The sequence below is a fragment of the Tritonibacter aquimaris genome, from assembly GCF_009617595.1.
Taxonomy (GTDB): Bacteria; Pseudomonadota; Alphaproteobacteria; order Rhodobacterales; family Rhodobacteraceae; genus Epibacterium; species Epibacterium aquimaris.
Genome location: NZ_WIXK01000006.1, coordinates 147,645 through 172,559 on the forward strand (window position 1 = coordinate 147,645; position 24,915 = coordinate 172,559).

The following is a 24,915-nucleotide window of genomic DNA, read 5'->3' on the forward strand; positions in this document are numbered from 1 at the left end:
CTTTGCGTCCGCACAAGGTTCCCCCCTGTCGGCCAATGGAAAGATGAGACAATGTCCAAGTTTGTGCTAACCGTTCAATGTAAGTCGCAACGTGGCCTGGTGGCTGCGGTTTCCACTTTCCTGATGGAACATGGTTGCAATATCACCGATGCCGCACAGTTTGATGATGCGGAAACCGGTAGCTTCTTTGCGCGACTGGCGTTTGAAGCCCCGGAAAGCGAAAGCCTGGAACAGTTCAACGAAGACTTTGCACCGGTTGCAGAGCCATTTGACATGAAATTTGGCTTCCACGAGCAGGGTTCAAAAATGAAAGTGCTGATCATGGTCAGCCGCTTTGGTCACTGTTTGAACGATCTGCTTTATCGCTCTCGCATTGGTGCGCTGCCTGTTGAGATCGTTGGTGTGATCTCCAACCACATGGACTATCAGAAAGTCGTGGTGAACGCAGATATCCCGTTCCACTACATTAAGGTCACCAAAGAGAATAAGCCCGAAGCCGAAGCCGCGCAGATGCGTGTGATCGAAGAAACCGGCGCAGAGCTGGTGGTTCTTGCACGTTACATGCAGGTTCTCTCGGATGAGATGTGCACCAAGATGTCTGGTCGTATCATCAACATTCACCACTCCTTCCTGCCGTCGTTTAAGGGTGCAAACCCCTATAAGCAGGCGTTCCAGAAGGGCGTGAAGCTGATCGGTGCTACCTCGCACTATGTGACTGCGGATCTCGATGAAGGGCCAATTATTGAGCAAGACATCGTTCGCATCACCCACGCACAGTCATCAGCCGATTATGTATCGCTGGGCCGCGATGTGGAAAGCCAGGTTCTGGCACGCGCAATCCACGCGCATGCGAACCACCGCGCGTTCCTCAATGGCAATAAATCCGTGGTCTTCCCCGCAAGCCCCGGCAGCTTCGCCTCAGAGCGTATGGGCTAAACGATCTGCGCTCCTCCCAGCTGGGGGGAGCGCTTTTTATTGACGCTAAGATGCGCTGCCTTCCAACCGGGCAGAAGTATCTTCGTCCAACTTCCCCCCAGCCATTTTTGCAAAGGCTTTGCGCCAACCCTCGGCCAGTTGTTCGAGACCCGCCAGCGCGGTGGCGTCTTCTGTGCTGACTTTGCGTGTAAGACGTGCGCTTGTCACCTTGGCGACGCTCCAATCGGGGCAGGGGCGTTCTACCAGATGCATTTCGTCACCAACCTGCACTTCACCGGTTTCAAGGACGCGGTAATACCAGCCGGTGCGGCCTGTTTGTTGGAAATGATAGGCCATGCGGCCTTCGCCCGTGTGTGCATTAAGTTTCCAACATGGCTGACGTCCTTGGCTGATCTGTACCAGCGTCTCGCCAAGGCGGAAAATATCCCCGATAAAAACGGTGCTTTCTACCAGCCCTTTGGTTGAGAGGTTTTCCCCAAAAGAACCGGGCACAAGATCGGGGCGGCCCAGCTCTTCTTGCCAGTTTTTATAGTGTTCTGCCGGGTAGTGGTGCAACGCTTTGTCGGCACCGCCGTGAACTTTTAGATCCGCCTGACGGTCTCGTACAAACCCGGTGTGCGATAGGGTGAGGCGGGCGGATGTAGCTTGTTTTGCAATTGCAGATTCGGGCTTTCCGGGCCAAAGCGCCTGAACACTGCCGATATAGATAGTGTCGATTGTGGTGGATGGTAACATGGGGTCCCTCCCTACATGTGCAAAACGCGTGTTTGGATCTGGGGCCTGAACCGCGCCAGAAAGCACGATGAAGCGGCGATCAGCATGAGGTTGAATAAACGCATTCGACCAGAGGGTATCAATTCTGCAGGCACAACCAAAGCGGAGCGATTGTCACAGGTGTGGATTAATCATCCAGTAGCTTGCGATAGCGCAGCGCAACCCAGATCAGCGCAGCAAGAAACAGCGCAGCCATTGCATACCATGTCAGCGCATATGACAGGTGGTTGTTGGTGAATTTGATAATGGTCAGCCCGCCACGCGGCGATTGCCCAGCCTCGGCCAGATGGTCTGCATCAACAAAATAGGCCGTTGTTTCGCCAAGACCGAGTGTTTCAGCCATTTGGCGCGTGTCGCGTGAAACCCAGCGGTTGATGTCTGGTTCATTGCGTTCCAGCAAGGTGCCTTCGGGCTCTGTTGCGCGCAGCAATCCGGTGATGTGTTGCGGCGCATCACCCCAGGCCTCGGGTGTTTTCTTGTCATTTGGTACAAAGCCGCGGTTGACCCAGATCAGGCCGACATCGCTCTGATAGGGCTGCATGACCCAATAGCCCGGGCCAAGTTCGGTGACCGCTTTTACAATGATATGGTGGTCCAGCGGGGACCCGGTGAACCCAACCCGCAGATACGAGTGGTGTTCGGGGTCAAAGCGCGCTGGCAGAGGCTGGGCCTCACCAAAGGCGCGCGCTTCAACAGTTTCAATCAGATCGAGCTTCCAGAACAGGCGGCGTACTTGCCAATTGCCCAGAAGAACGAAAGTCACGACCATCACCACAGAGATGACTGCAAGCAGGGCAGTGCCCCAACCGGGGCGACGATCGCGACTGTCTTGCGTCATGGCAGGTTGCGAACCCGTTCGATCTGTTCATGTGCTGGCATCATGTTCTCTTGAAGGTTGAACATAACCCAGATTGAGCCACTCAGGACAATCATCAGCAACAAGATGGTAAGACCAGCGGACATCGCCTGCCAACCTTCTTCAGCTTTGATGTTCACATGCAGGAAGTAATGGATGTGAACAATCATCTGAATACCACCAAAGATAAAGATGATGGCAACGATCCAAGCTTTTGATTCAATCGGTTCACCCATCACCAGCCAAAAGGGGATGATGGTCAAAACGACGGATAGAACAAAGCCGATGACGTAGGTTTTAAACGACCCGTGGCCGCCTTCTTGATGCGCGCTCACAGTACTACTCCTGTCAGATAAACCAGCGAGAACACCGCGATCCAGATCAGATCGAGGAAGTGCCAGAACATGCTCAGGCACATTACACGGCGTTTGTTTTCATGGGTCAGGCCACGTTGTTTCAGCTGGATCAGCAGGACCACCAGCCAGATGCTGCCACAAAGAACGTGCAGACCGTGGGTGCCGACCAGGAAGAAGAAAGATGACAGGAATGCACTTGCCATCGGGGTTGCCCCCAGATGCCACAGGTGGGCAAATTCTTCATATTCCATATACAGGAATACCGCGCCGAACAGGCCAGTGATGACCAGCCACAGCAAGGTGCCGTTTAGGTCGTTCTTTTCCATACGCAACACGGCAAAACCGTAGGTGATGGACGAAAACAGCAGCATGAAGGTTGCGATCAGGATCTTGTCGATTTCGAACAGATCAGATGGCGAAGGACCAGCTGCGTAGTTTCCACCCAATACGGCGTAGGTTGCAAAGAGAATGCCAAAGATCAGGCAGTCGCTCATCAGGTAAATCCAGAAACCAAGCATAGTGCCGGTTTCGTGGTGGTGTTCCTCATGGTCGTCCCCATCGTGATGATGGGGATCTTCCATGACGTAGAACTCAACGGGGTCTTTAACGCTTGTGTCAGTCATTATTCCGCTGCCTTTGCCAGCTGCTGAGTATGCTGGTTTTCGATTTCCTCAACTTCAGCGGCCGAGACATAGTAGTCGCGGTTGTAGTTGAAGGTGTGCCCGATGCCATAGATCACAGACATCGCCAAGGTTGCAGCTGCCAGCCACCAGATGTGCCAGATCATTGCGAAACCAAGCACGGTCAGCAGGCCCGCAATAACCACACCGGTTGCTGTGTAATGCGGCATATGCACAGGAACAAAACCGGATGTCGGGCGTGTGTAGCCAACGCGTTTCATATGGGTGAACGTATCGATTTCATGCACGCGCGGTGTGAAGGCAAAGTTGTAGAACGGTGGAGGAGAAGATGTAGACCACTCCAGCGTACGACCGCCCCAAGGATCACCTGTGGTATCTGCAAGCTCCTCGCGGCGCAGGATAGATACAACGATTTGGATCACAAAGGCACCAATACCAGCAGCTACAAATAGGGCGCCAAAGAGGGCGACAATGAAGTAGACGGAGTAGAAGGTATCTTCAAACTGGCTGACACGACGCGTCATACCCATCAAACCGAGGATATACAGCGGGGTGAAGGCCAGCCAGAAACCGATCAACCAGCACCAGAAGCTTACTTTGCCCCAGAACGGCTCCAGTTTGAAACCAAATGCCTTGGGCCACCAATATACGATACCCGCAAAAACGCCGAAGACCACACCACCAATGATCACATTGTGGAAGTGCGCAATCAGGAACAGCGAGTTGTGCAGCACGTAGTCCGCAGGCGGAACCGCCAGAAGAACACCGGTCATGCCACCGATCACAAAGGTGATCATAAAGCCCATAACCCACAACATCGGCACGTCGAAGCGCACGCGGCCTTTGTACATGGTGAACAGCCAGTTGAACATCTTGGCCCCAGTTGGAATTGAGATGATCATCGTGGTGATACCAAAGAAGGCGTTCACATTGGCACCCGCCCCCATGGTGAAGAAGTGGTGCAGCCAAACGATGTAGCTGAGAACCATGATTACGCAGGTTGCGTAAACCATCGAGGTATAGCCAAACAGGCGTTTCCCGGTGAAAGTCGGCACGATCTCGGAGAAGATACCAAAGACCGGCAACACCAGAATATACACTTCAGGGTGACCCCAGATCCAGATCAGGTTCACATACATCATCGGGCTACCGCCCAGATCATTGGTGAAGAAGTGGGTGCCCAGATAGCGGTCAGCGGTCAACAGACCCAGAGTTGCAGTCAGAACCGGGAAGGTCACAACAATCAGAATGTTGGTACAGAGTGTCGTCCAGACGAAGACCGGCATCTTCATGTAGTCCATGCCCGGTGCGCGCATCTTGACAATGGTCACAACCAGGTTGATGCCTGAGAGCGTTGTGCCGATACCTGCAATGTTCAACGACCAGAGGTAATAGTCCATACCTACGGATGGGCTGTATTCCAGTCCCGAGAACGGAGCATAGGCCAGCCAGCCTGCGGTAGAGAATTCACCTACAAACAGCGAGACCATGATCAGGATTGCGCCGGATACGGTCAGCCAGAGGCTGAAGTTGTTCAGGAAGGGGAAGGCCACGTCGCGCGCGCCGATCTGCAGCGGCATCACGAAGTTCATGAAGCCTGTTACAAATGGCATCGCCACAAAGAAGATCATGATCACACCGTGGGCGGTAAAGATCTGATCATAGTGGTGGGCGTTTAGATAGCCCTCACCACCGGAGGCTGCGATGGCTTGGTGGCCTCGCATAAGAAGAGCGTCGGCAAAGCCGCGCAAAAGCATAATAAGACCAAGGATCATGTACATGATCCCGATCTTTTTGTGGTCAATGGAGGTGAGCCAATTCTTCCAGAGATAACCCCAAAGGCGGAAGTAGGTGAGCGCGCCTACCAGCGCGGCTCCCCCAAGAATAACGCCAATGAAGGTGACCAGAACAATAGGTTCGTGAAATGGGAACGCGTCCCAGGACAGCTTTCCCCAAAAGGGGTGCACATCGAGTGCCGAGGCACTGGTGCCGTGATGAGCCGAAGAAGCCATAAGGGTCTCTAACTGTTATTCGTTTCAGTTTGCGTGAACAGGAGCGGTCAGCGTCATTGCTGTGACCAGATCATCCTTGTTGATACGCAGTTCAGGGCGGATCAGAGCCATTAGTGCGCCAGGATCGTCGACCGAGCAGATGCCGCGGAACATTTCACGGTTCCACAGACCTTCAAGGCCGCCGCCACCCAGAGCGTCCACCATCATCATGTCATGACGGCACAGATCTTCGCCGTTGACGCAGGTGTTGACGATGCGCTCCCAAAGGGAATTGTCCAGGCTGCCGTAATAGGTGACCGGATGCGAGATGCTCTTTTGGTTCAGTGCTTCCAAAGTTGCAGTGTCCAGAACCTTGCTATCGCCGCGGACTTTTTCGACCCAAGAGTCAAAGTCAGCTTCGTTAAGGCCGTGGAACTTGAATCGCATCTGCGAGAAGCCCTCACCCGAATAGTTCGCAGAGAAGCCTTTGTAGATGCCAGGTTCGTTGATGACGGCGTTCAGCTCAGTTTGCATGCCGGACATGGCATAGATCTGGCCAGCAAGCGCAGGCACGTAGAACGAATTCATCACTGTGGTGGAGGTCAGCTGAAATTCAATCGGGCGGTCCACGATGGCAGCAACTTCATTGACAGAAGCGATGCCCAGTTCTGGATAGATAAACAGCCATTTCCAGTCCATGGCAGCAACTTGGATTACCATCGGCTCAACGGATTCGTCGATCGGCTGGTCGGCCGAGATGCGATCAAGTGGCTTATAGGGGTCCAGTCTGTGGGTCGCGACGTAGGTCAGACCGGCAAGACAGATGATAATGGCCAGCGGAACCGACCAAATAATAATTTCAAGGGTGGTGGAGTGGTGCCAATCGGGCTCATAGGTCGCCTCTTTGTTGGAGGCGCGATAGCGATAAGCAAAGAACACCGTCAGAGCTATCACTGGTACAATGACGATCAACATGAGGATTGTGGAATAAACAATCAGGTTCGCCTGTTGGACAGCAACATCACCCGAAGGATTCATAACAACCAGATTGCACCCAGAGAGGAGGAGTGTCGACAAGAGTGTCGATGCAATAAGTGCGCGTTTCATTGGATCTTTCTCACAATGTGAGACTTTTTTTGACTAGGAGGAGGCTTGTCCGTCAGTCTCGGGCGGACAGCGGCGCTCTTTTGATCGAAGTTCATACTGTTTGCAATGCGACAAATGATGACTCTGCGAATTGCCTTTTCCTTGCCGCTTCGATGTTAGCGTTGCATGATAACATTATGGAATAGAGGAGGTATTTCATGAACGCAGCGCAGCACTCGCATATGCACGAGGCCACGATTGATGAGGTTGTTATCACCGTGGTGATGGCAAGGGTGACGGATTTCTTTGGCTTTTTTGTCTATGCAATTGCATCGGCCTTGGTGTTTCCAAGGCTTTTTTTTCCTACATTTGAACCGGTTACGGGTACGCTACTCTCGTTTTTGATCTTTTCACTCGCCTTTTTGGCCCGGCCCGTGGCTTCGATGTCGGGGCGTGTCATTCAGCGAAAGATCGGACGGGCAGGCAAAATCACCTTGGCATTGCTGATCCTTGGGGCCTCTACCATGGCTATTGGATTGCTACCCGGCTTTGAAAAAATCGGCTGGTGGGCGCCTATTCTATTGGCAGTTTTGCGTATTTGTCAGGGTCTGGGCCTGGGAGGAGCCTGGGACGGTCTAACGTTGCAATTGCAGCACAGCGCCCCTGAAAATCGCAAAGGTTTTTATGCAATGGTGCCTCAGCTTGGTGGCCCGATAGGATTCGTCGTTGCTGCATCGCTGTTTTACGTGTTGACGGGCTTTCTCACCGAAGAGGAGTTTTTCACCTTTGGCTGGCGCTTTACGTTCTTTGCGGTGCTTGCGGTGAACGTTGTGTCGCTTTTTGCCCGTCTGCGCCTGTTGAACGCGGATCTTGGTGTTGATGAAGAACTGGTGACATCCGCGCCACTGCGGGAAATGATGGAAACCCAATGGCGTCCGATTCTGCTGTCAGCCTTTTTGCCGCTGGCAAGCTATGCCCTGTTTCACATGGTGACAGTGTTCCCACTGGGCATCACCAATCTTTTCACAGAGCGTGCAATCTCTGACATTTTGCTGCTGCAGATCATTGGTGGAACGCTTGCTGTCTTTGCGGTGATCGCGACCGGGATCCTCGCGGATCGGTTTGGGCGTCGCTATGTGCTTGGCGTCAGCACCATGCTGATTCTGGTGTTGTGCCTGATGATCGGATCATTGGTCACCAATCCCGCCGCCTACATCCTGTTTGGCTTTGTGGTTCTGGGGCTGACCTATGGCCAGGCCAGCGCAATTGTCCCACGTCGCTTTGCGCCAAAATACCGCTACTCAGGTGCGGCAATGGCAACCAATCTCAGCTGGATCCTGGGCGCAGCCTTTGCGCCGCTTATTGGGCTTGGGCTGACAGTTGGTGTGGGGCTGTGGGCCGCGGCGATCTATCTTCTGTCGGGGGCAGTGGTGACCTTTGTTGCTCTGCGCAAACTGGCTGCAACAGAAGCCGCGAGCTGATCTGCTTCAAACTATGAATGTATTAAGGGCGTCGCGGAAACACGGCGCCCTTAATCTAAAAGTTCGCGATTGTTTCAGGCCGAGTTTCAGGCCGATCTGGTGTTCCGCTTCATGGTGCGTGCCACGTGAAACAGCAATGCAAGCATATGCTTGCCGGCACAGGCCAACGGGCCGTCGGGCCCAATACGTTAGAAACGAACAAGCACGGGACAGGCTGCACCTTAGGTCGCGCGGGTTTCCCCGTAACGCGCATGTTCCCGCTTCGGATCCGACAAAACTGGCGCTAGCTGGTCTTTGATCAACTCAGACCGGTGTTCAAACACGTTCTCATCGGTGAACGGCAGACCATCTGCGCGGGCCTGCGCGATCAGCTGGCCCATCCGTGGGCGATCTGCGGCCAGGGATGCCATTGCATTGGTCAGCGCCTCTATATCGTTCATTGGCACCAGAACACCGCCGCCGTGCCCGGAAATCAGATCCTGCGCATAGGCGCCATCGTAGCCCACAATAGGGGTGCCATTGCAGAGCGTTTCAATCAAACATCGCGGGCTTTCGGGGGTTTTGTGACAAAACATAAAGACATGCGCCGCGCGCAGGGTTTCCAGCACCTGATCATGTGCGCTGACAAAACCCGGCAAAAGCACTTTGTCTGACAGACCAGCCTGCGCAACCCGCGTCCGCATCTGCTCCAGGGCCTCGCCCGCGCCGAGCCAAGTTGCGCGAAAATCAACACCAAGAACATGCAGCCGTTCAAGCACTTCGACCCAATCTAATGGTCCCTTCATGCTGTCTGCGCGCCCGGCGTAGACAATTTGCAAAGGCCCGTCGCCTACAGTTTCGATCTTGTTTGTGAGCCGCTCAGCCGGGATATGATCTTCGGCGCGAATGTGGATGTCATGCACAAGGTGTGGGTTGCTGCAGTGGGGGCTATATGTGTCAAAAGTATCTTTGCCATGAAACAGGCCAAGAGCGGACATCCGCACCACCTTGCGTTCCAGCATCGCCATCGGACGATAGGTCAGCCTGGCGCGCCACCGGTTGCGCCAATTTGGATCCTTTAGATCCTGACGCAGGACTTCGGATTCAACCCGGTCGGTCCAGACCGCAAAACGCCGCTTCTGTCGCTGCGCTTCAAAGGCCGACACCGCGCCCCAATCACCAAACAGGCCCCCAATGGCAAAACTCAGATAGTCTGCCTGGGTGATCAGTTCGGCGATCTTGCGTTTGGTGGATGAAAGCACACGCATGAATTGATCCGGGCGGTAGGCCATTGGCAAGGGCTCAATGCGAACACGGTCCAGCGCGCTCTGGTTTTCCTGCAATGGCAACCATCCTACAGGAGGTGGTGCATCCTGAACCGGCATCATCGAGATGACTTCGCTGAAATGGCTGGCCCAGAGGCGCAAGCCATTGATCGCTTGTCGCTCTACAAACAGCTCACCATCAAAACGATAAAGCGGGACAGGTGCATAAATCAGCAATCGCTGCGGTGATGCCACCAGCTCTTTTGGATCGCTGCTGTCTGCCATTTGTAACTCCACACCCTTTGGATGACGTCTAAGCCGTCATTTTACCACCACACTCGTATTAGATGAAAAACTATCAGACCAGAAGAGTGTTACCCATGGGTAACTTGTGATCGTGGCATATGGAACCTTGCGATGGGCGGATATGCCGGGGCGAAGTGACGGTAGGCGATGCTTTGACATGTTTGATCTGTTGATTGTGTGCGGCAGAAACCTGCGTCATTTGCGCAGTTTGTTGGCAACTGTGACACTGTGGCGTGCAGAAAGATGCAGCTAAGAATTGCGTGTAAGGCCCGTGTGTTTTAAATGGAGGCCAGATGTGCAGCAGCTCAGGTCGTGTAAATGGCTATTTTGCAGGCTGTAGATTTCGTCCACAGCGCGGGGTTTTCCTGCGCCCCGTCCAACCACCTCCGTTATCGCTGAAAGGTTATGGAACATGGCAGACAGCTCAAAACCTGATATTTTGTATACCATTGTAGACGAAGCGCCGGAATTGGCCTCGGCATCCTTCTTGCCGATCATCCGCACCTTCGCGTCCGCCGCGGGTGTGTCCGTTGGTACCAAAGATATCTCTCTTGCAGGCCGAATCATTGCGACCTTTCCAGAGAATCTGACCGACGCACAGCGTCAGGAAGATGACCTCGCCGCACTGGGTGAGCTGGTGAAAACCGCAGATGCAAACGTTATCAAGCTTCCAAACATCTCTGCATCTGTACCGCAGCTGGTTGCTGCGATCACCGAACTGCAGGCTCAGGGTTATGACATTCCGAACTACCCGGAAGAGCCAGCCACCGACGCCGAAAAAGAAGTGCGTGCACGCTATGACGCCATCAAAGGCTCTGCGGTAAACCCGGTTCTGCGCGAAGGTAACTCTGACCGTCGTTCTGCAAAAGCGGTCAAAAACTACGCGCAAAACAACCCGCATTCGATGGGGACTTGGGCGTCTGACAGCAAGACCAAAGTGTCTTCCATGTCCGGCAATGATTTCTACGCCAATGAGAAATCCGCAACCATCACCGCCGCTCAGGCTGGCGACGCAAAAATCGAGTTTGTCGCCAAAGATGGCGCCGTGACCGTGCTGAAAGACGCCTATCCGCTGGCAGAAGGCACCGTTGCAGATGCGACCTTTATGTCGGTCAAAGCGCTGTCTTCCTTCCTGGTGGAAGCTATTGAGGACACCAAAGCCGACGGCACCATGTTCTCGCTGCACATGAAAGCCACCATGATGAAGGTCTCGGACCCGATCATCTTTGGCTACGCCGTAAAAGCATGGCTTGCACCCGTGTTCGAAAAGTTCGGCGCTGAGCTGGACGCGCTGGGCGTAAATGCAAACTCCGGTCTGGGTGACCTGCTGGAGCGCGTAAAAGACAATGCTGACATCGTTGCCGCGATTGAAGCCATCGCCGCAGATCGTCCGTCCATGTATATGGTCGACAGCGACAAAGGCATCACCAACCTGCACGTACCGTCTGATGTGATCATCGACGCGTCCATGCCTGCTGTGATCCGCGCGGGCGGTAAAGGCTGGGATGAGGCTGGCAACAAAGGCGACACCAACTGTGTGATCCCGGATCGTTGCTACGCATCTGTCTATGACGAGAGCATCAACTTCTTCAAAGCCAATGGTGCGCTGGACGTGACCAAAGCGGGCTCTGTTGCAAACGTTGGTCTGATGGCCCAAAAGGCCGAGGAATACGGCTCTCACCCAACCACGTTCGAAGCGCCCGCCGATGGTGAAATCCGCATCGTTCTTGCCAATGGTGAAACACTGCACAGCCACGCAGTAGAGGCAGGCGACATCTGGCGCTCCTGCACCGTGAAAAAGGCACCGATCGAGAACTGGATTGAACTGGCGCTTGATCGTCAGCGTCTGACCGGCTCCGAAGCGATCTTCTGGCTGGACGCAAACCGCGCCCACGATGCTGAGTTGATCAAATATGTGACCCCGGTGCTCGAAGCTGCAGGTAAAGCGGATCTGTTCCAGATCCTCGCCCCACGCGAAGCAACCGCGCAGTCGCTCAAAACCATCACCGCAGGTAACGACAGCATCGCCATCACCGGCAACGTGCTGCGTGATTATCTGACCGACCTGTTCCCGATCCTGGAGTTGGGCACATCGGCCAAGATGCTGTCCATCGTGAAGCTGATGCAGGGCGGTGGCTTGTTTGAAACCGGTGCGGGTGGCTCTGCCCCCAAACACGTTCAGCAGCTGGTCGAAGAAAACCACCTGCGTTGGGACTCCATGGGTGAATTCTGCGCCCTGGGTGAAAGCCTGAACTTCCTCGCCGACGTCAAAGGCAACGCCAAAGCTGGCGTGCTGGGTGCGGCAGCAGAAGTTGCGACACAGGGTATTCTCGACAACAACAAATCGCCCGAGCGTAAAGTTGGTCAGCCTGACAACCGTGACAGCCACTACTGGTTCGCACGCTACTGGGCTGAAGCCCTGGCAGCGCAATCAGATGACGCTGATCTGGCAGCACATTTTGCGCCAATCGCTGAGGCGTTGATTGGTAAAGAAGACGCGATTCTAGCAGAGTTTGCCGCTGCGCAAGGTAAGGCGGCTGATATCGGTGGCTACTATCGCCCATCGGTCGAAAAGAAAGCAGAAGTTATGCGCCCAAGCGCATCGCTGAACGCGATCATTGGCTAACTTCAAAGTTAGTTCAAATCTGATCTAGTTTTAACGGCCCGCCTTCATTCGAAGGTGGGCCGTTTTGCGTTGACTTTAATGTAGTAAAAACAGTTGATTATAACGCTTGAAGGGCGAATCTATTTCACTTGTGTATTAATGTTCCCTTATCGGAACTTGCGACCCAGTGTAGCTTCTGCATGCGGGCAAGGTTCCCTTAAGGATGTCTTCCTAGCTGTCTAGGTATCGGTAATTCCCACATCACCTGACCAGTATAGGACGCCTATATAATGCCCGCATTCTTGCACAAGCTGTCTCTGCGTATTTACGTTGGAGTCGCGATGGCTCTGCTCTTGGCCATCAGCATGAGCCTTCTGTTTAACAGCAATGCTCGCGATACAACGTTCTCCATGCGTGAAAATGAACTCAAACGCCTGACAGATACCGCAACAAGTGTGCTGGCTGATTTGCAGCGACAGGTGGATGAAGGGCAGCTGACAGATGATCAGGCGCGCAGCGAAGCGCAAAAGATCCTGACCGGGCTGCGTTTTGAGGGCGCGGGCTATTTCTTTGTCTTTGATCGGGAAAACAAAATGATTGTTCACCCGTTTCGCCCGCAGTGGATTGGCACCGACAAATCCGACGTAAAAGATGTGAATGGTCTGCCAATTTTCATCGAAATGAACCGGATCGTATCAGAACAGGGTGAAGGGCCGCTCACCTATTGGTTCAACAAGCCAGACACGGATATCCCTGAGCCAAAGCTGAGCTATGTCCAATTCTATGAGCCCTGGGGCTGGATTGTTGGTACTGGCAGCTATGTGCATGATGTGGAGGCTGTTCTGGTCGAAATGCGCAATCGGCAAGGTATCATCTTCCTGATTGGCCTGATTGCGGTGTCTGCCGTGGCCTATTGGGCGACGCGCAGTGTTACCAATCCTTTGTCCAGCATGAAGGAGCGGATGCTCTCCATGACCAAAGGGGATATTCAATCTCCGATCCTGTACACGGAATACAAAAGCGAGCTGGGCGATATGGCGCGCTCATTGAATGTTTTCCGCTCTGGTTTGCAGCGCCAGAAGGAGCTTGAGCACGAACAGCAAGAGCAGCAAAAGGTGGTGAGCCATGTTGTAGATGTGCTCAGCAGCCATCTGGCAAAGATGTCGAACGGCGATCTTGATATCAAAATCAAGGAGCAGTTCCCCAACGAATATGAACAGCTGCGCGGTGACTTCAACAAGACGCTGGATACGCTGCAAACAACCATCTCCGAGGTGATCGATGCCTCTGGTTCCATCCGCAACGGCGCGGTCGAAATCAGCCAGGCCTCTGATGATCTGTCGCATCGTACCGAAAGCCAGGCAGCCACTCTGGAAGAGACTGCCGCCGCTCTGGATGAGCTGACCACCAGCGTGCGCTCGGCTGCGGATGGCGCGCGCAGCGTTGAGGCCACCATGTCAGAAGCGCGTGAGCAGGCCGAAGTCAGCGGTGAAGTTGTGCGCAACGCTGTCTCGGCCATGACCGAGATTGAAGAGAGCTCTAACCATATTGCGCAGATCATTAGTGTGATTGATGATATTGCGTTTCAGACCAATCTGCTGGCGCTGAATGCGGGTGTTGAAGCAGCGCGTGCAGGGGAGGCTGGTCGTGGCTTTGCTGTCGTGGCATCAGAGGTGCGCGCATTGGCGCAGCGGTCGTCAGATGCTGCGATGGAGATCAAGAAACTGATCTCTGACAGCTCACAGCAGGTGGAGCGCGGTGTTGATCTGGTTGGCAAAGCAGGCGAAGCGCTGGAGCAGATTGTTGAACGGGTCAGCCATATTTCCACGCTGATTTCTGGCATCGCCGAAGGCGCAGCGGATCAATCCACGGGGCTTGCTGAAATCAATACGGGCATGACCCAATTGGATCAGGTGACCCAGCAAAATGCGGCAATGGTGGAAGAGGCCACTGCGGCTGGGCATCTGCTGAATACAGATGCGGGTAAGTTGGCGGAATTGGTGAGCTATTTCCGGACCTCTTCTGCGGCGCAGGCACCCGTTTCTGCACCGGGGCAGGGGGCTCCCAGCGCACATTGCGATTGGGAACAGGGCGCGGCCGAGCAGGAGGCAATACCTGATACGGCTGAGCAGCCGGTTGCAATGGCTGCGGGTGGCTCGGGGAAAATGTGGCAAGACTTCTAAGCCAGATCCCCGGCTTGTGTATGACTAACCTGTGCGCCACCTCCTCTCGAGGTGGCGTATCTCTTTGGTAGGAGGGGAGTAACTAAATGAAAGGTAACGGAATTTCCCGATTTTGTATTATTTTCGTTCAAGAGCGCTTTTTTGTAAAAAACCACTTGCGCCCCAGTCGCACAGGCTTTAGAACGCCCCTCACAAACGCTGGGATGTAGCCAAGTGGTAAGGCAACTGTTTTTGGTACAGTGTACCGTAGGTTCGAATCCTACCATCCCAGCCATTTCCTCCTGAATGCAAATCTTCACGTAGAACAACAGATGATCGTGGATCACCACGGTGTTGTTGATGTTTGGCAGGGGCAAATCGACATCAATCTAAATGCCGCCTTGTGGATGTTCGCCGTCGTGGTGGCGCATATGAAGTCTGTGGACTGCCGAAGGACTGGCCGCATTACCTCAATCGCGGCGCAGACCAGCATTGCGGATAGCGCGGCGCTTTGTGCCGCTAGGCCGGGTGGGTTGCAGCTGTGGCTGTATCACCTGCGTGCACATGACCCCAGGGAGCGACGTGGACGTACTGATAGGTGCATCAACGCTAAAATCGCCGACACAGGGCAACCGCGCAAAGGTGCGGGCTGAATTCGCATGTCCAACCCGCCCAGCCAGTGGATCCGACGCAAAGAGGGCGTCGAATCCGTTACCTATTTGGCAAGTGACGCGGCGCGGTGGTTATCCATGTCCAATGGCGCGGCAGATGCTGTGTTGCCCTGATCTGCTTGGGATCGTCGCGCCAGTAACATGTCAGCGTCGCAGAGCGTCTCAAACCGCGCGTCACTGACCCGCAGCCAAGCGTCACGGGTGGCGGCGGTCTCGAATGTTGCATCTGCGCGCAACGTTTCAGGGAATTCAGCAATGATCCGCGCGATGCCCGGTTCAAGCGTCACCTTTTCCAGCCAGTCGTTGACCGCAACAGACGGCATCTGCGCAGGCGAGACACGCTGTTCTGGGATCAGATTATAGATCGCCGCAACGGGCGTGGTGATGTCACCCAGCAAATAGGCGGCGGCGGCTGTCACGTCGATCATCGGAAAGGCCAGCCCTTGTGGCACACATGCGGCGCGCACTGACGCCTTTAGGATTGCTTCGTACAGATCACGCGGATTTGGCGCGTCTAAATCATAAAGCGAGGGCAGCCGGACGATGGCGGCGGGGATGCCAGAGTTGCGGATCGTCGTCTCAGCGGCGATCTTGGCCGCGCCATAGCCGGTGCAGCCCTCCCAAACGGGGGTAAGCCCCTCAGGCCAGGGGCCACCGCGATCCGGAAACACCGAGGTCGAGGATGTAAAACGCAGATCCGCCGACGCGTCACCACAGAATTCAAGCACGGTCGTGATGCCCCGCGCCGACCAGTCAAGCATCTCTTGTCGGCCAATGGCGAGGTTCACCATCGCCGCGCAATGGATCACCCGCGTGACAACCCGCGCCAGTGCGCCATATTGCTCCTGGCCCAGCGAGAACTGGGGCGCATCCAGCGTACCGTTCACGATGACATAGCGTTCGGGCGCAATTCCATGCGCCTTGGCAACCGCATCCAGCCGATCGCGCGCGCCGCGGTTCTTGTTGCGCACAAGGCAGTAAACAACCTCACCCTCAGGCAAGGTGCGGGCTGCATGGGCCAGCACATGCCCGCCCAGAAAACCAGTTGCACCGGTCAGTAAAATCCCCGGCTGCTCAAAGGGTTCTGCGACGGCGGGGGCGTCTGCTTCTTGGGTCAAAAGCTGATCCAAACGGTGCAATGGCACATTCATCGCCAGATCGAAATCCACTGGCAGATTATAGATCCGTTCCAGCTCAAGGATGAGGTTCACACACATGAGTGAGTCGCCGCCCAGATCATGAAAGCTGAGCGCCGGATCAAGATCCGTGGCTGAACAGGACATAGCGCGCGCTGCCGCGCTGAGCACCAGATCATTGGAATTCTGGGGCTCTGTGGTAGTGGAATCCTCGATGTTGGGCAGCGCATTCACATCCGCCTTGCCTGAGACCGGATGCAGCGGCAATGCCTCCATCTGCACAAGGAAGGCGGGCACGCAGTAATGTGGCACCAGCTCGCGCAGTTCCGCGGCCAGCGCTGCCGGGGTGCGGTTTATGCCGGGTTCCAGCCCCCATGTCTTTGCATTGCGCGTGGCCTGATCACAATCCGCTGCAAAGTAAAAGATCAGACATTGCCCGCGGCCTTTCACCTCAGAGACCCAAGGCGCAGCCTGGAAAAAGCCGATCCGGTCACGCATGGTTTCAATCAGCTCGTTGGTCTGGATAGAGAAGCCGCGCAGCTTAAGCATATGCGCAATCCGCCCCTCGATATAAAGCGTTCCATCAGCGGTTTCCCGCGCCTGATCGCCGGTATCATAAAGCCGCATCTTGCGTCCATTGATGACCATTTCACGAAAGCGCAGGCGGGTTTCTTCGGGGCGGTTCACATAGCCGGGCCCTAACATGCGCGACCCTTCAAAGAACAGCTGGCCCGATGTGCCGGGCGGGCAGGGCTGTTCTGCTTCGTCAAGAATTACCGCGCGCAAATGAGACATAGGAATACCAACAGGCGCAGGCGCGCCGCCTGCGGGTTGGGTCAGTTCAGATATGCAGATGTCGTGGGTTTCGCAGATACTATACAGGTTCAGAAGCGTCGTCTTTGGGAGCTTTGCCTTGGAGGCGCTGATCAGGTCATCGCTGACCACCTCGCCGTTCAGGATCACCCGTGACAAATGCAGCGCAGCGGCGCGTTCAGTGTCTAGCGCGTTCAGGAAGGTGTCATAGAACGATGGGGTAAACAGCATCTCGTCGATGTGATTTTCGGACAGGAAATGCGCCAGCCGGGTTGGTGCGAACAATGTGCCCGCATCCGGGAACCAGAGGCTTGCACCGTTTCGCAGCGGTCTGAACATTTCCCAGATGGCAAAGACGTAAATGCCAACACGGGTATCGGGCGTGTAGGGCGTATAAGCGTCGCGCCATTGATACGACAGAAACGCGGCATCCTGTGTGACCGGGATGCATTTGGGGCGACCGGTGGTGCCAGACGTCGCCACTAGATAAATTGGATCGGTGGGGGCAACAGGGGGGGCGCGTAGTTCCTGTGGCGCGGTGTCCGTGCTGTTCAGGGCCTCCGCCAGAAACGCCTCGGCCTCGAGGGTGGCGCATTCGCCAGACAGTTTTCCAGGCTCCGCGGGTTCACACAGGATCACCAGGCCAACCCGTAGCTCTGACAGAATGTTATGCAGAACCATTTGCGGCATCGCCGGATCAAGGTGCACAAAGGGGCGGCCGTGAATTACGCAAGCAATGGCGCTTGCACCCATTGCAAGCCCCGGAGCGCCAAAGATTCCCACAACCTCATGCGCGCGCATGGGCGCATCCAGTGCCATGACAAACTGGCCGAGCTGAGCATAGCTGAGTTGCCGGTGGGCGTCAGACAACGCAAGTCTATTGGCATGAGACTCAATGGCAAGAACAAGCTCTGAAGCAACGGTGTTCGACAAGGTGCGATCCTCGTAAGGGTTCCAAAGCGAGCACCCTAACGCCACTCCGCGCGAAATACACTACCTGCGTTACAAACTAACGTTTCCCCGCCTGTTGATCCTCCACACGCATGGTGGCGTTGCTATCCCGGCCCTTAGGCCAAATGCGTTGCACGCACGGCAATTGATCACGGGTGGACCGACACGTTTGCCATATTGACGCGCGCGCCGCCGGGGAAATCAATTCATCACGTCTTGTGCCCAGGGTGGGTTGGCGCCTTTGCGCGAGACCGTAATGGCAGCAACCTTTGATGCAAATTCCAGTGCTTGTCTTAACGCATCAGGGCCAAGTTTTGAAAAGGTCTGTGCATCCAGATAGCCATTTTCATTGAGTGTAGTTAAAAAACCCGCATTGAAAGTATCACCTGCACCAACCGTGTCTGCGACCTCTACAACTTCGGCGGCAACATGAATTTCGGAACCATCTGACAGGACCCCAATCACCCCATCAGCGCCGCGTGTCATGACAACGACGCCTGGACCTTGCTCCATCAACTGGGCGATTTTCTCTGAATAGGGTCTGGCGTCAGGAAGCATCCAATCCAGATCTTCGTCAGAAACCTTGAGGATATCGGTTTTTGCCAGCATTCCCTTAAGACGTGCTCGGTATCGGTTTTGATCAGGAATGAATTTTTCGCGAATGTTTGGGTCCAACATGACCACGCGCCCATGATGTTCGCGCTCCAATAGGGTGGCATATGTTTCTGCTCCCGGCTCCACGGCGAGGCTGATGCCACCAAAGAAAAGCGTGCTGACATCATTTGGGACCGTTGGCAGGTCGCTGAGGTCCAACATGCGACCAGCTGAGTTTTCATCCATGAAGCTGTAGTTGGCCTGACCGCGCACAAGCGTCACAAATGCCAATGTGGAAGGGCGGCTTGAATGTGCGACAAAGGACAGGTCGACATTTGAAGCGCGAAGATGCGCTGCCAGCTGCTGGCCGAACATGTCTTCAGACAGGGCTGTAAACAAACCGCTGGCCACGCCCAGCCGACCCAGTGCAACCGCCGTATTCAGCACCGCGCCACCACAATGTGGCACAAAACCTTCGGCTCCGGTCAGGGTTGGTTCTGGGATCATATCGATCAGGGCTTCACCACAGCATAGGATCATATTGTTGTCTCTCATTCCGAGTGTTGCACCTGCTTCAGATAGGTTTGCAGCGCGAACATACTGCCGTCAGCCCATATCATCTGCAACCAGCGGCAAAACGCTGGGGCAAACACCTTGTCTTGAGCAAGGCTGTCGTAGATCTGCGATTGTTCCAGCCAGGCTGCAGGCCGTTTGGCGCTTTCGCGTGCGGTCTTTGAGAGGCGCTGCCAATCCGGGTCGTTTTCTTGAATGACGGCCCCGCCATCACGCACACCTGCGCACATGCGCGCCCAGAGCGCTTCGACCAGTGCCAAACCTTCGATGGATCCACCGCGCGCCAAAGCATCGCGTATGATGGGTAAGATAAATTCCGGATGGCGCGATGATCCGTCAAAGGAGACGCGGCGGGTAGTGTCGCGAATTTCCGGGTTTGAAAACCGTTGTGCTATCAGTTCAACATAGGCAGTTGGTGCCATGCCCGGCACCGCTGACACATAGGGCACAATTTCTTCGTGTTCGACCTTGTGGAAAAACTGCGAAATCAGCGGGTGCGCCATGCATTCCGCGATGGTTTCAACCGACGCCAGCTCTCCGACATTGGCCAAAACCTGATGGCCCGCATTGAGGATACGAATTTTCATTGCCTCATAGGCGTGGACCTCAGGTGTTAAGATCACCCCCACCTCTTCAAGCGCGGGCCGCCCGGCGCAGAAATCCACTTCGATCACCCATTGTCGATAGTTCTCATGTGTTACCGGGGCTGCATCGTCGATGCCGAAACTTTGCACCAATTCAATTTCGTTTGGACCGGTTGCTGGAACGATGCAATCCACCATGGAGTTGGGGAAGCTGCAGCTATCCCCGATCCATTTTGCAAGCGCAGGGTCGATATGTTGCGCCAATGACAGGATTGCCTGCTGCGCAATGGTGCCATTGCCGCGCAGATTATCGCAGCTAAGCACCGTGAAAGGCCCCGCACCCGTGGTGTGTCGCAGTTTGAGAGCGGCCACAATCGCTCCAAAAACCGTGCGCGGGGTCTCAGGGTGGTGAATGTCGTGCTGAATATCCGGGTGTGCAACATCCAACCCACCGTCGGTCGCCGAGATAAAGTAGCCGCCTTCGGTGATTGTAAGCGATACGATCCGAATATTGGCTTCGGCCATTTGGCGTATCAATGCCGCGTTGCCGCTTTCAATCGGCAGGTAGTCGATCATCGAACCTATGACTTCGGCGGATTTGCCTTCGGGGGATAGCTCAATCAGCGTGGTCAGGTGATCCTGCGCAATCAAACGATCGCGCATGGCCTGATCCTGCGGGCGAACCCCGGCACCAATGATGGCCCAATCCTGCGCCAGCCCCTGTTGCATCAGCTGGTGAATATACCAAGCTTGATGGCCACGGTGGAAATTGCCAAGGCCAATATGCACAATACCTGCACGCAGTTCAGAGCGATCATAGACAGGGCGGGCCACCGCTGCTGGAAGCCGGGGCAGATTGACATCTGCAAGCGCTACTCCGGGGGGATTTAACTTCGCGCAAGCCATCACATTCTTAGACCTTGGGCATCAAATTTGTGGATCTGATCAGCCTGCGGCGTCAGGTAGATCGTATCGCCATGTTTGACAGAGATGTCACCGCTGACACGCACAGTGAACATGTCTGCCAGACCCGTGTCATGTACGTGGATGAAAGTGTCTGAACCCAGATGTTCCGCAACCCCAACGCGGCCTTTCCAGGTGCCATCCGTCATGCTGACCTCAGTGTGTTCTGGACGGATGCCAATGGTCGACGCGCCATGTTTCTGGGCTTCTGGTCCGGTCACAAAGTTCATCTTTGGCGAGCCGATGAAGCCAGCTACAAATTCGTTGCGTGGCTTGTGATACAACTCCAGTGGCGTGCCGACCTGTTCGATCACACCAGCGCGCAGCACCACGATTTTATTGGCCATTGTCATGGCCTCGACCTGATCATGGGTCACGTAGATCATGGTGGTTTGCAGGCGTTCGTGCAGCTCGCCAATTTCCAGGCGCATCCCAACGCGCAAAGCGGCGTCAAGGTTGGAGAGTGGCTCGTCAAACAAGAAGGCCGCCGGTTCGCGCACAATCGCGCGCCCAATGGCAACGCGCTGACGTTGACCGCCAGACAGGTCCGCAGGTTTGCGATCCAGATAATCCATGAGGTTCAGGGATCTGGCCGCCGTTTCGACGCGCTGGTCGATCTCGGATTGGGCCATTTTTGCCATGCGCAGCGGAAAGCCAATGTTTTTGCGCACGGTCATATGAGGGTAAAGCGCATAAGATTGAAACACCATGGCCAAGCCGCGCTGGGCAGGTGGCATTTCGGTCGCTACTTTGCCGTCGATTTCCACCTCTCCCGAGGTCAGATCTTCCAGCCCGGCAATCATGCGCAGCAAAGTGGATTTACCGCAGCCAGAGGGGCCGACAAACACGGTGAATTCCCCGTCTTCGATGGTCAGATCCAAAGGTGGGATGACCTGAACGTCACCAAAGCTTTTGGTCACGTTTTTGAGTTGAATACGTCCCATTGTCGTTCCTTATTTCACAGCGCCGAAGGTCAGGCCTTTGACAAGTTGTTTCTGGCAGAACCATCCAAGCACGATGATGGGTCCAACGGCGGCTGCAGAGACCGCGGAGAGGCGTCCGAAAAACAATCCTTCAGGCGCACGGTTGCCTTCGATGAGTTTGGAGAGCGTCGCCGCATCCGTGGTGGTCAGGCGCACGGTCCAATAGGCTTCGTTCCAGCAAAAGATGAAGCAAAGCAAAGCGGTTGAGGCGATCCCACCCCAGGCGAGCGGGATGAGAATTTCCTTGATCTCACCCCAAGTGTTCACCCCGTCCATCTGACCGGCTTCGATGATGTCTTTGGGGATTTCCTTGAAATAGGTGAACAGCATCCAGACAACGATCGGAAGGTTGATCAGGCTCAGCACCAGGATGATCAGAAAATGCGTATCAAACAGGCCTGCCGATTTGGTCAGGAAGGTCATGGGATACAGCACCGCTGCTGCTGGGAGCATCTTGGTCGAGAGCATCCACATCAACACATCTTTGGTTGCGCGGCTTGGGTTGAACGCCATCGCATATGCGCAAGGAATGCCAACAACCAGGGTGAATGCGGTCGCAAAAACTGCGGTGATGACCGAGTTTTTGGAAAAGCGCCAATAGTCGTAGTTTTCGGTCATGTTCAGGTAGTTTTCAAGCGTCGGGGTGAACCAGATAAGGTGTTCAGGTTTCACCGCATCGGCATCGGTTTTAAAGCTGGTCAGCACCATCCAGAAGATCGGGAAGAAGAACAGTAGCCCAACGATCCATGCCAAAGTTGGCCGACCGTATTTCGAAAATCTTGAGGGTTTTGCAACAATTGCCATTGGTCTTTTCCCTTATTCCATCAGTGTCTTGCCAATCATGCGCAGCAGGAAGAAGGCGACGATGTTGGCGAGGATGACTGCAAAGATGCCTGTGGCACTAGCAGCCCCGATGTTATTGTTGGCAAATTCGCCGATCAGGTACGGCAGGTTCTTGTTGCCGTTTCCGCGACTGACGATTTCGATTTCCGCATAAAGCGACAGGTGGAAGATGGCCTGGATCATGACCACAATCGCAATTGGTCGCGCCAGATGTGGCAGGGTCAGAAAGCGAAACTGCGACCACGTGCTTGCACCATCAAGCACAGCTGCTTCTTTTTGCTGTTGGTCCTCGGATTGCAGCGATGTCATGAAGATCAGCACGGCAAAGGGGGTCCATTGCCAGGTCACCATGATGATCACAGCATAGGCAGAGGTTTGTGTGGCTCGGAAGGAGATCGGCTCCAGCTCTGGCCAGAATGAGAAAAACCACCCAACCAAAGGCGCGTTGCGCAGGGTTTCGACCAGCTCGTTGATGCCGCCAACTGCAATGCCTTGCAGGCCCAATACCGGATCCAGGATCATATTGATCCAAAGAACGGCATTCACGGCAGGCATCACAAAGAAGGGGGAAATCAACAGCACCCGAACAATGCCCTGGCCCGGAAAGGTCTTATTGATCAGCACCGCAATCAACACGCCCAGAATGACGGTCAAAATCAGGATACTGCAAACGATGAACAGGCTGTTTTGGATGGCAAACAGGAAGTCTTTTGATTTCAGAACAAATTCATAATTCCCGAAACCGCGCCAATTGCTCAGGCTTGGTGTGGTCCACTCAGGACGGCGCAGGCTGTTCAACACGTAGCGAATAAAGGAAAAATAGAGGGTCATCCCAAGTGGAATGAGCATCCACACTAACAGTAGGAGTACCGCAGGTGTTTGAAGAAGCCGAGGAAGCTTTCTTTCAGACATGGTCCTATCCTCTCAGCAAAACGGTTTTATCGTTTTGCATCTTGTATTTGGGTTGCAATTGCTTGGATGTTAGGCGGTACCAAGGCGATCTAGCAAACCCTGTGGTACGTCATGGGTGGGGCCCGGCGTGTTTGAACCAGCTACCGGGCCCTTGTGTGTTTTAGTCGTAGTATCCTGCTTCTTTCATGATCGCATCTGCGGCTTTTTGCGAAGCAGCCAGCGCCTCTTCGACAGATTTTGCGCCAGACAGGGCCGCAGCCATTTCCTGCGCTACTGCCGAGCCAACCTCTGGGAATTCAGGGATCGCGGCGAACTGCACACCCACATAGGGTTTCAGATCCGTGGCCTCTGGTGCGGCACTGTCGATTGCAGCCAATTCTGCGGCCGCAAATCCGGCTGCAGCCTGAAATTCAGGGATGGCATAGGTCGAGGCGCGTTGACCGGTTGGAACTGAACCCCAGCCAAATTCGGGGTGATTGCCAACAGCATTTACATAGTCCTTGGATGTCGCCCACTCGATAAAGCTGGCAGCTGCTTCAGCATTTGGCGAACCTGCCGGGATGGCCATTGCCCAGGCCCAGAGCCAATTTGCGCCCACCGGGTTACCGGCGTTCGGAGACTGTGCATATGCGACACCGTCCACTTCGAGGAAGGATGCTGCGATGGTTGCGTCAATCCACATCCCGCATTTGCCCTCGTTGTAGAGCGCAAGGATTTCATTGAAGGAATTGCCTTCAGATCCGGGAGGGCCATAGGTACCCAGAAGATCCACGTAGAAATTGATCGCGGCGTTCCATTCTGCGCTGTCCAATTGGGGGCGGCCTTCGGCGTCAAACCATGCGCCACCAAATGAATTCACCACCGTGGTGATGAAGGCCATATTGTCGCCCCAGCCCGGTTTGCCGCGCAGGCAGGCACCGTAAACGCCGTTATCCGGATCATGGATCGCGGCCGCTGCGGCCTTTACGTTGGTCCAGCTGTCATTGTCAGCGATAGAAACACCGGCCGCATCGGTCAGATCCTTGCGATACATGACCATCGACGAATCACCATAGAAAGGCGCGGCATAAAGCTGGCCGTCATGGGATAGGCCATTGCGCATGGCGGGTAGAATGTCATCAACGTCATATCCGGCCGAGAAATTCAGTGGCTCAATCCAGCCAGCTGCACCCCAGATCGGTGCTTCCTGCATGCCGATATTGATAATGTCATACTGGCCGCCGCCGGTTGCGGTGTCGGATGTGACTTGTTCGCGTAGGACCCCTTCTTCCAGCGAGACCCATTTCAGCTCAACACCGGTTTTTGCAGTATAAGCCTCTGCAACCTTCTGCATGTTGATCATATGACCGTTGTTCACGATCGCAATTGTCAGTGTTTCGGCAGAAACACCACCCGCAGCCAAAAGTGAAATGGCGGTGGCTGTACAAAGCGCGCCTTTCTTCAACATCCTCATC

19 protein-coding genes and 1 tRNA gene are annotated in these 24,915 nt (G+C 54.8%); 6 read left to right on the forward strand and 14 right to left on the reverse strand.

Annotated features, from left to right (window positions below; translation table 11 throughout):
- The first annotated feature begins 51 nt into the window (after positions 1–51).
- Positions 52–936 carry a formyltetrahydrofolate deformylase gene (gene purU, locus GG681_RS13190; protein ID WP_153548488.1) on the forward strand — a complete coding sequence of 295 codons (885 nt, stop codon included), beginning with the start codon at positions 52–54 and terminating at the stop codon, positions 934–936.
- Between the two features lie 45 nt (positions 937–981).
- Here the strand turns inward: purU and GG681_RS13195 are convergent, their stop codons facing one another.
- From GG681_RS13195 to cyoA, 6 genes are all read right to left on the reverse strand, one after another.
- Positions 982–1,671 (reverse strand): MOSC domain-containing protein, encoded by a 690-nt coding sequence (locus GG681_RS13195; RefSeq protein WP_153548489.1) that lies wholly within the window; start codon positions 1,669–1,671, stop codon positions 982–984.
- A gap of 166 nt (positions 1,672–1,837) precedes the next feature.
- The gene (locus GG681_RS13200; RefSeq protein ID WP_153548490.1) at positions 1,838–2,548 is read right to left on the reverse strand and encodes an SURF1 family protein; all 711 of its coding nucleotides are present in this window, start codon (positions 2,546–2,548) and stop codon (positions 1,838–1,840) included.
- A complete protein-coding gene (cyoD, locus tag GG681_RS13205) occupies positions 2,545–2,901 on the reverse strand; it encodes a cytochrome o ubiquinol oxidase subunit IV (protein WP_328593383.1) in 357 nt (118 codons plus the stop codon). The genes GG681_RS13200 and cyoD overlap by 4 nt, the downstream gene beginning before the upstream one ends.
- On the reverse strand, positions 2,898–3,545 hold the full coding sequence (gene cyoC, locus GG681_RS13210; protein ID WP_153548491.1) for a cytochrome o ubiquinol oxidase subunit III: 648 nt from the start codon (positions 3,543–3,545) through the stop codon (positions 2,898–2,900). Before cyoC ends, cyoD begins: the two co-directional genes overlap by 4 nt.
- Positions 3,545–5,575, reverse strand: a complete 2,031-nt coding sequence (gene cyoB / locus GG681_RS13215; protein ID WP_153548492.1) for a cytochrome o ubiquinol oxidase subunit I — start codon at positions 5,573–5,575, stop codon at positions 3,545–3,547. Before cyoB ends, cyoC begins: the two co-directional genes overlap by 1 nt.
- Positions 5,576–5,599: 24 nt before the next feature.
- Positions 5,600–6,661, reverse strand: a complete 1,062-nt coding sequence (cyoA, locus tag GG681_RS13220; RefSeq protein WP_153548493.1) for a ubiquinol oxidase subunit II — start codon at positions 6,659–6,661, stop codon at positions 5,600–5,602.
- Between the two features lie 197 nt (positions 6,662–6,858).
- On the opposite strand from cyoA, the gene GG681_RS13225 reads away from it, so the two are divergent.
- Complete coding sequence (locus GG681_RS13225; protein WP_153548494.1) at positions 6,859–8,121, forward strand: MFS transporter; 1,263 nt, start codon at positions 6,859–6,861, stop codon at positions 8,119–8,121.
- Between the two features lie 221 nt (positions 8,122–8,342).
- On the opposite strand, the gene GG681_RS13230 is transcribed toward GG681_RS13225, so the two are convergent.
- Complete coding sequence (locus tag GG681_RS13230; protein ID WP_153548495.1) at positions 8,343–9,650, reverse strand: glycosyltransferase; 1,308 nt, start codon at positions 9,648–9,650, stop codon at positions 8,343–8,345.
- Positions 9,651–10,083: 433 nt separating this feature from the next.
- Between GG681_RS13230 and GG681_RS13235 the strand changes: the two genes are divergently transcribed.
- The 4 genes from GG681_RS13235 (at position 10,084) to GG681_RS13250 (ending at position 15,091) form a co-directional block, all read left to right on the forward strand.
- On the forward strand, positions 10,084–12,297 hold the full coding sequence (locus GG681_RS13235; RefSeq protein ID WP_153548496.1) for an NADP-dependent isocitrate dehydrogenase: 2,214 nt from the start codon (positions 10,084–10,086) through the stop codon (positions 12,295–12,297).
- A 269-nt stretch (positions 12,298–12,566) separates the two neighbouring features.
- Positions 12,567–14,459, forward strand: coding sequence for a methyl-accepting chemotaxis protein (locus GG681_RS13240; protein WP_153548497.1), 1,893 nt, complete (start codon positions 12,567–12,569; stop codon positions 14,457–14,459).
- Between the two features lie 199 nt (positions 14,460–14,658).
- Positions 14,659–14,733, forward strand: a tRNA-Gln gene (locus GG681_RS13245).
- Positions 14,734–14,770: 37 nt separating this feature from the next.
- On the forward strand, positions 14,771–15,091 hold the full coding sequence (locus GG681_RS13250; protein WP_153548498.1) for a hypothetical protein: 321 nt from the start codon (positions 14,771–14,773) through the stop codon (positions 15,089–15,091).
- 62 nt (positions 15,092–15,153) lie between these two features.
- Here the strand turns inward: GG681_RS13250 and GG681_RS13255 are convergent, their stop codons facing one another.
- From GG681_RS13255 to GG681_RS13285, 7 genes are all read right to left on the reverse strand, one after another.
- Positions 15,154–17,991: an AMP-binding protein gene (locus GG681_RS13255; protein ID WP_153548499.1), complete on the reverse strand. Its 2,838-nt coding sequence runs from the start codon at positions 17,989–17,991 to the stop codon at positions 15,154–15,156.
- 219 nt (positions 17,992–18,210) lie between these two features.
- Positions 18,211–19,143, reverse strand: coding sequence for a carbohydrate kinase family protein (locus tag GG681_RS13260; protein ID WP_153548532.1), 933 nt, complete (start codon positions 19,141–19,143; stop codon positions 18,211–18,213).
- Positions 19,144–19,154: 11 nt separating this feature from the next.
- Entirely contained in the window at positions 19,155–20,666 is a 1,512-nt protein-coding gene (locus GG681_RS13265) for a mannitol dehydrogenase family protein (protein ID WP_153548500.1), read from the reverse strand.
- Entirely contained in the window at positions 20,666–21,667 is a 1,002-nt protein-coding gene (locus GG681_RS13270) for an ABC transporter ATP-binding protein (RefSeq protein ID WP_153548501.1), read from the reverse strand. The genes GG681_RS13265 and GG681_RS13270 overlap by 1 nt, the downstream gene beginning before the upstream one ends.
- Positions 21,668–21,676: 9 nt before the next feature.
- The gene (locus GG681_RS13275; RefSeq protein ID WP_153548502.1) at positions 21,677–22,510 is read right to left on the reverse strand and encodes a carbohydrate ABC transporter permease; all 834 of its coding nucleotides are present in this window, start codon (positions 22,508–22,510) and stop codon (positions 21,677–21,679) included.
- A gap of 12 nt (positions 22,511–22,522) precedes the next feature.
- A complete protein-coding gene (locus GG681_RS13280) occupies positions 22,523–23,398 on the reverse strand; it encodes a carbohydrate ABC transporter permease (protein WP_408057670.1) in 876 nt (291 codons plus the stop codon).
- A 223-nt stretch (positions 23,399–23,621) separates the two neighbouring features.
- Positions 23,622–24,908 (reverse strand): ABC transporter substrate-binding protein, encoded by a 1,287-nt coding sequence (locus tag GG681_RS13285; protein WP_153548504.1) that lies wholly within the window; start codon positions 24,906–24,908, stop codon positions 23,622–23,624.
- Between the last annotated feature and the right edge of the window lie 7 nt (positions 24,909–24,915).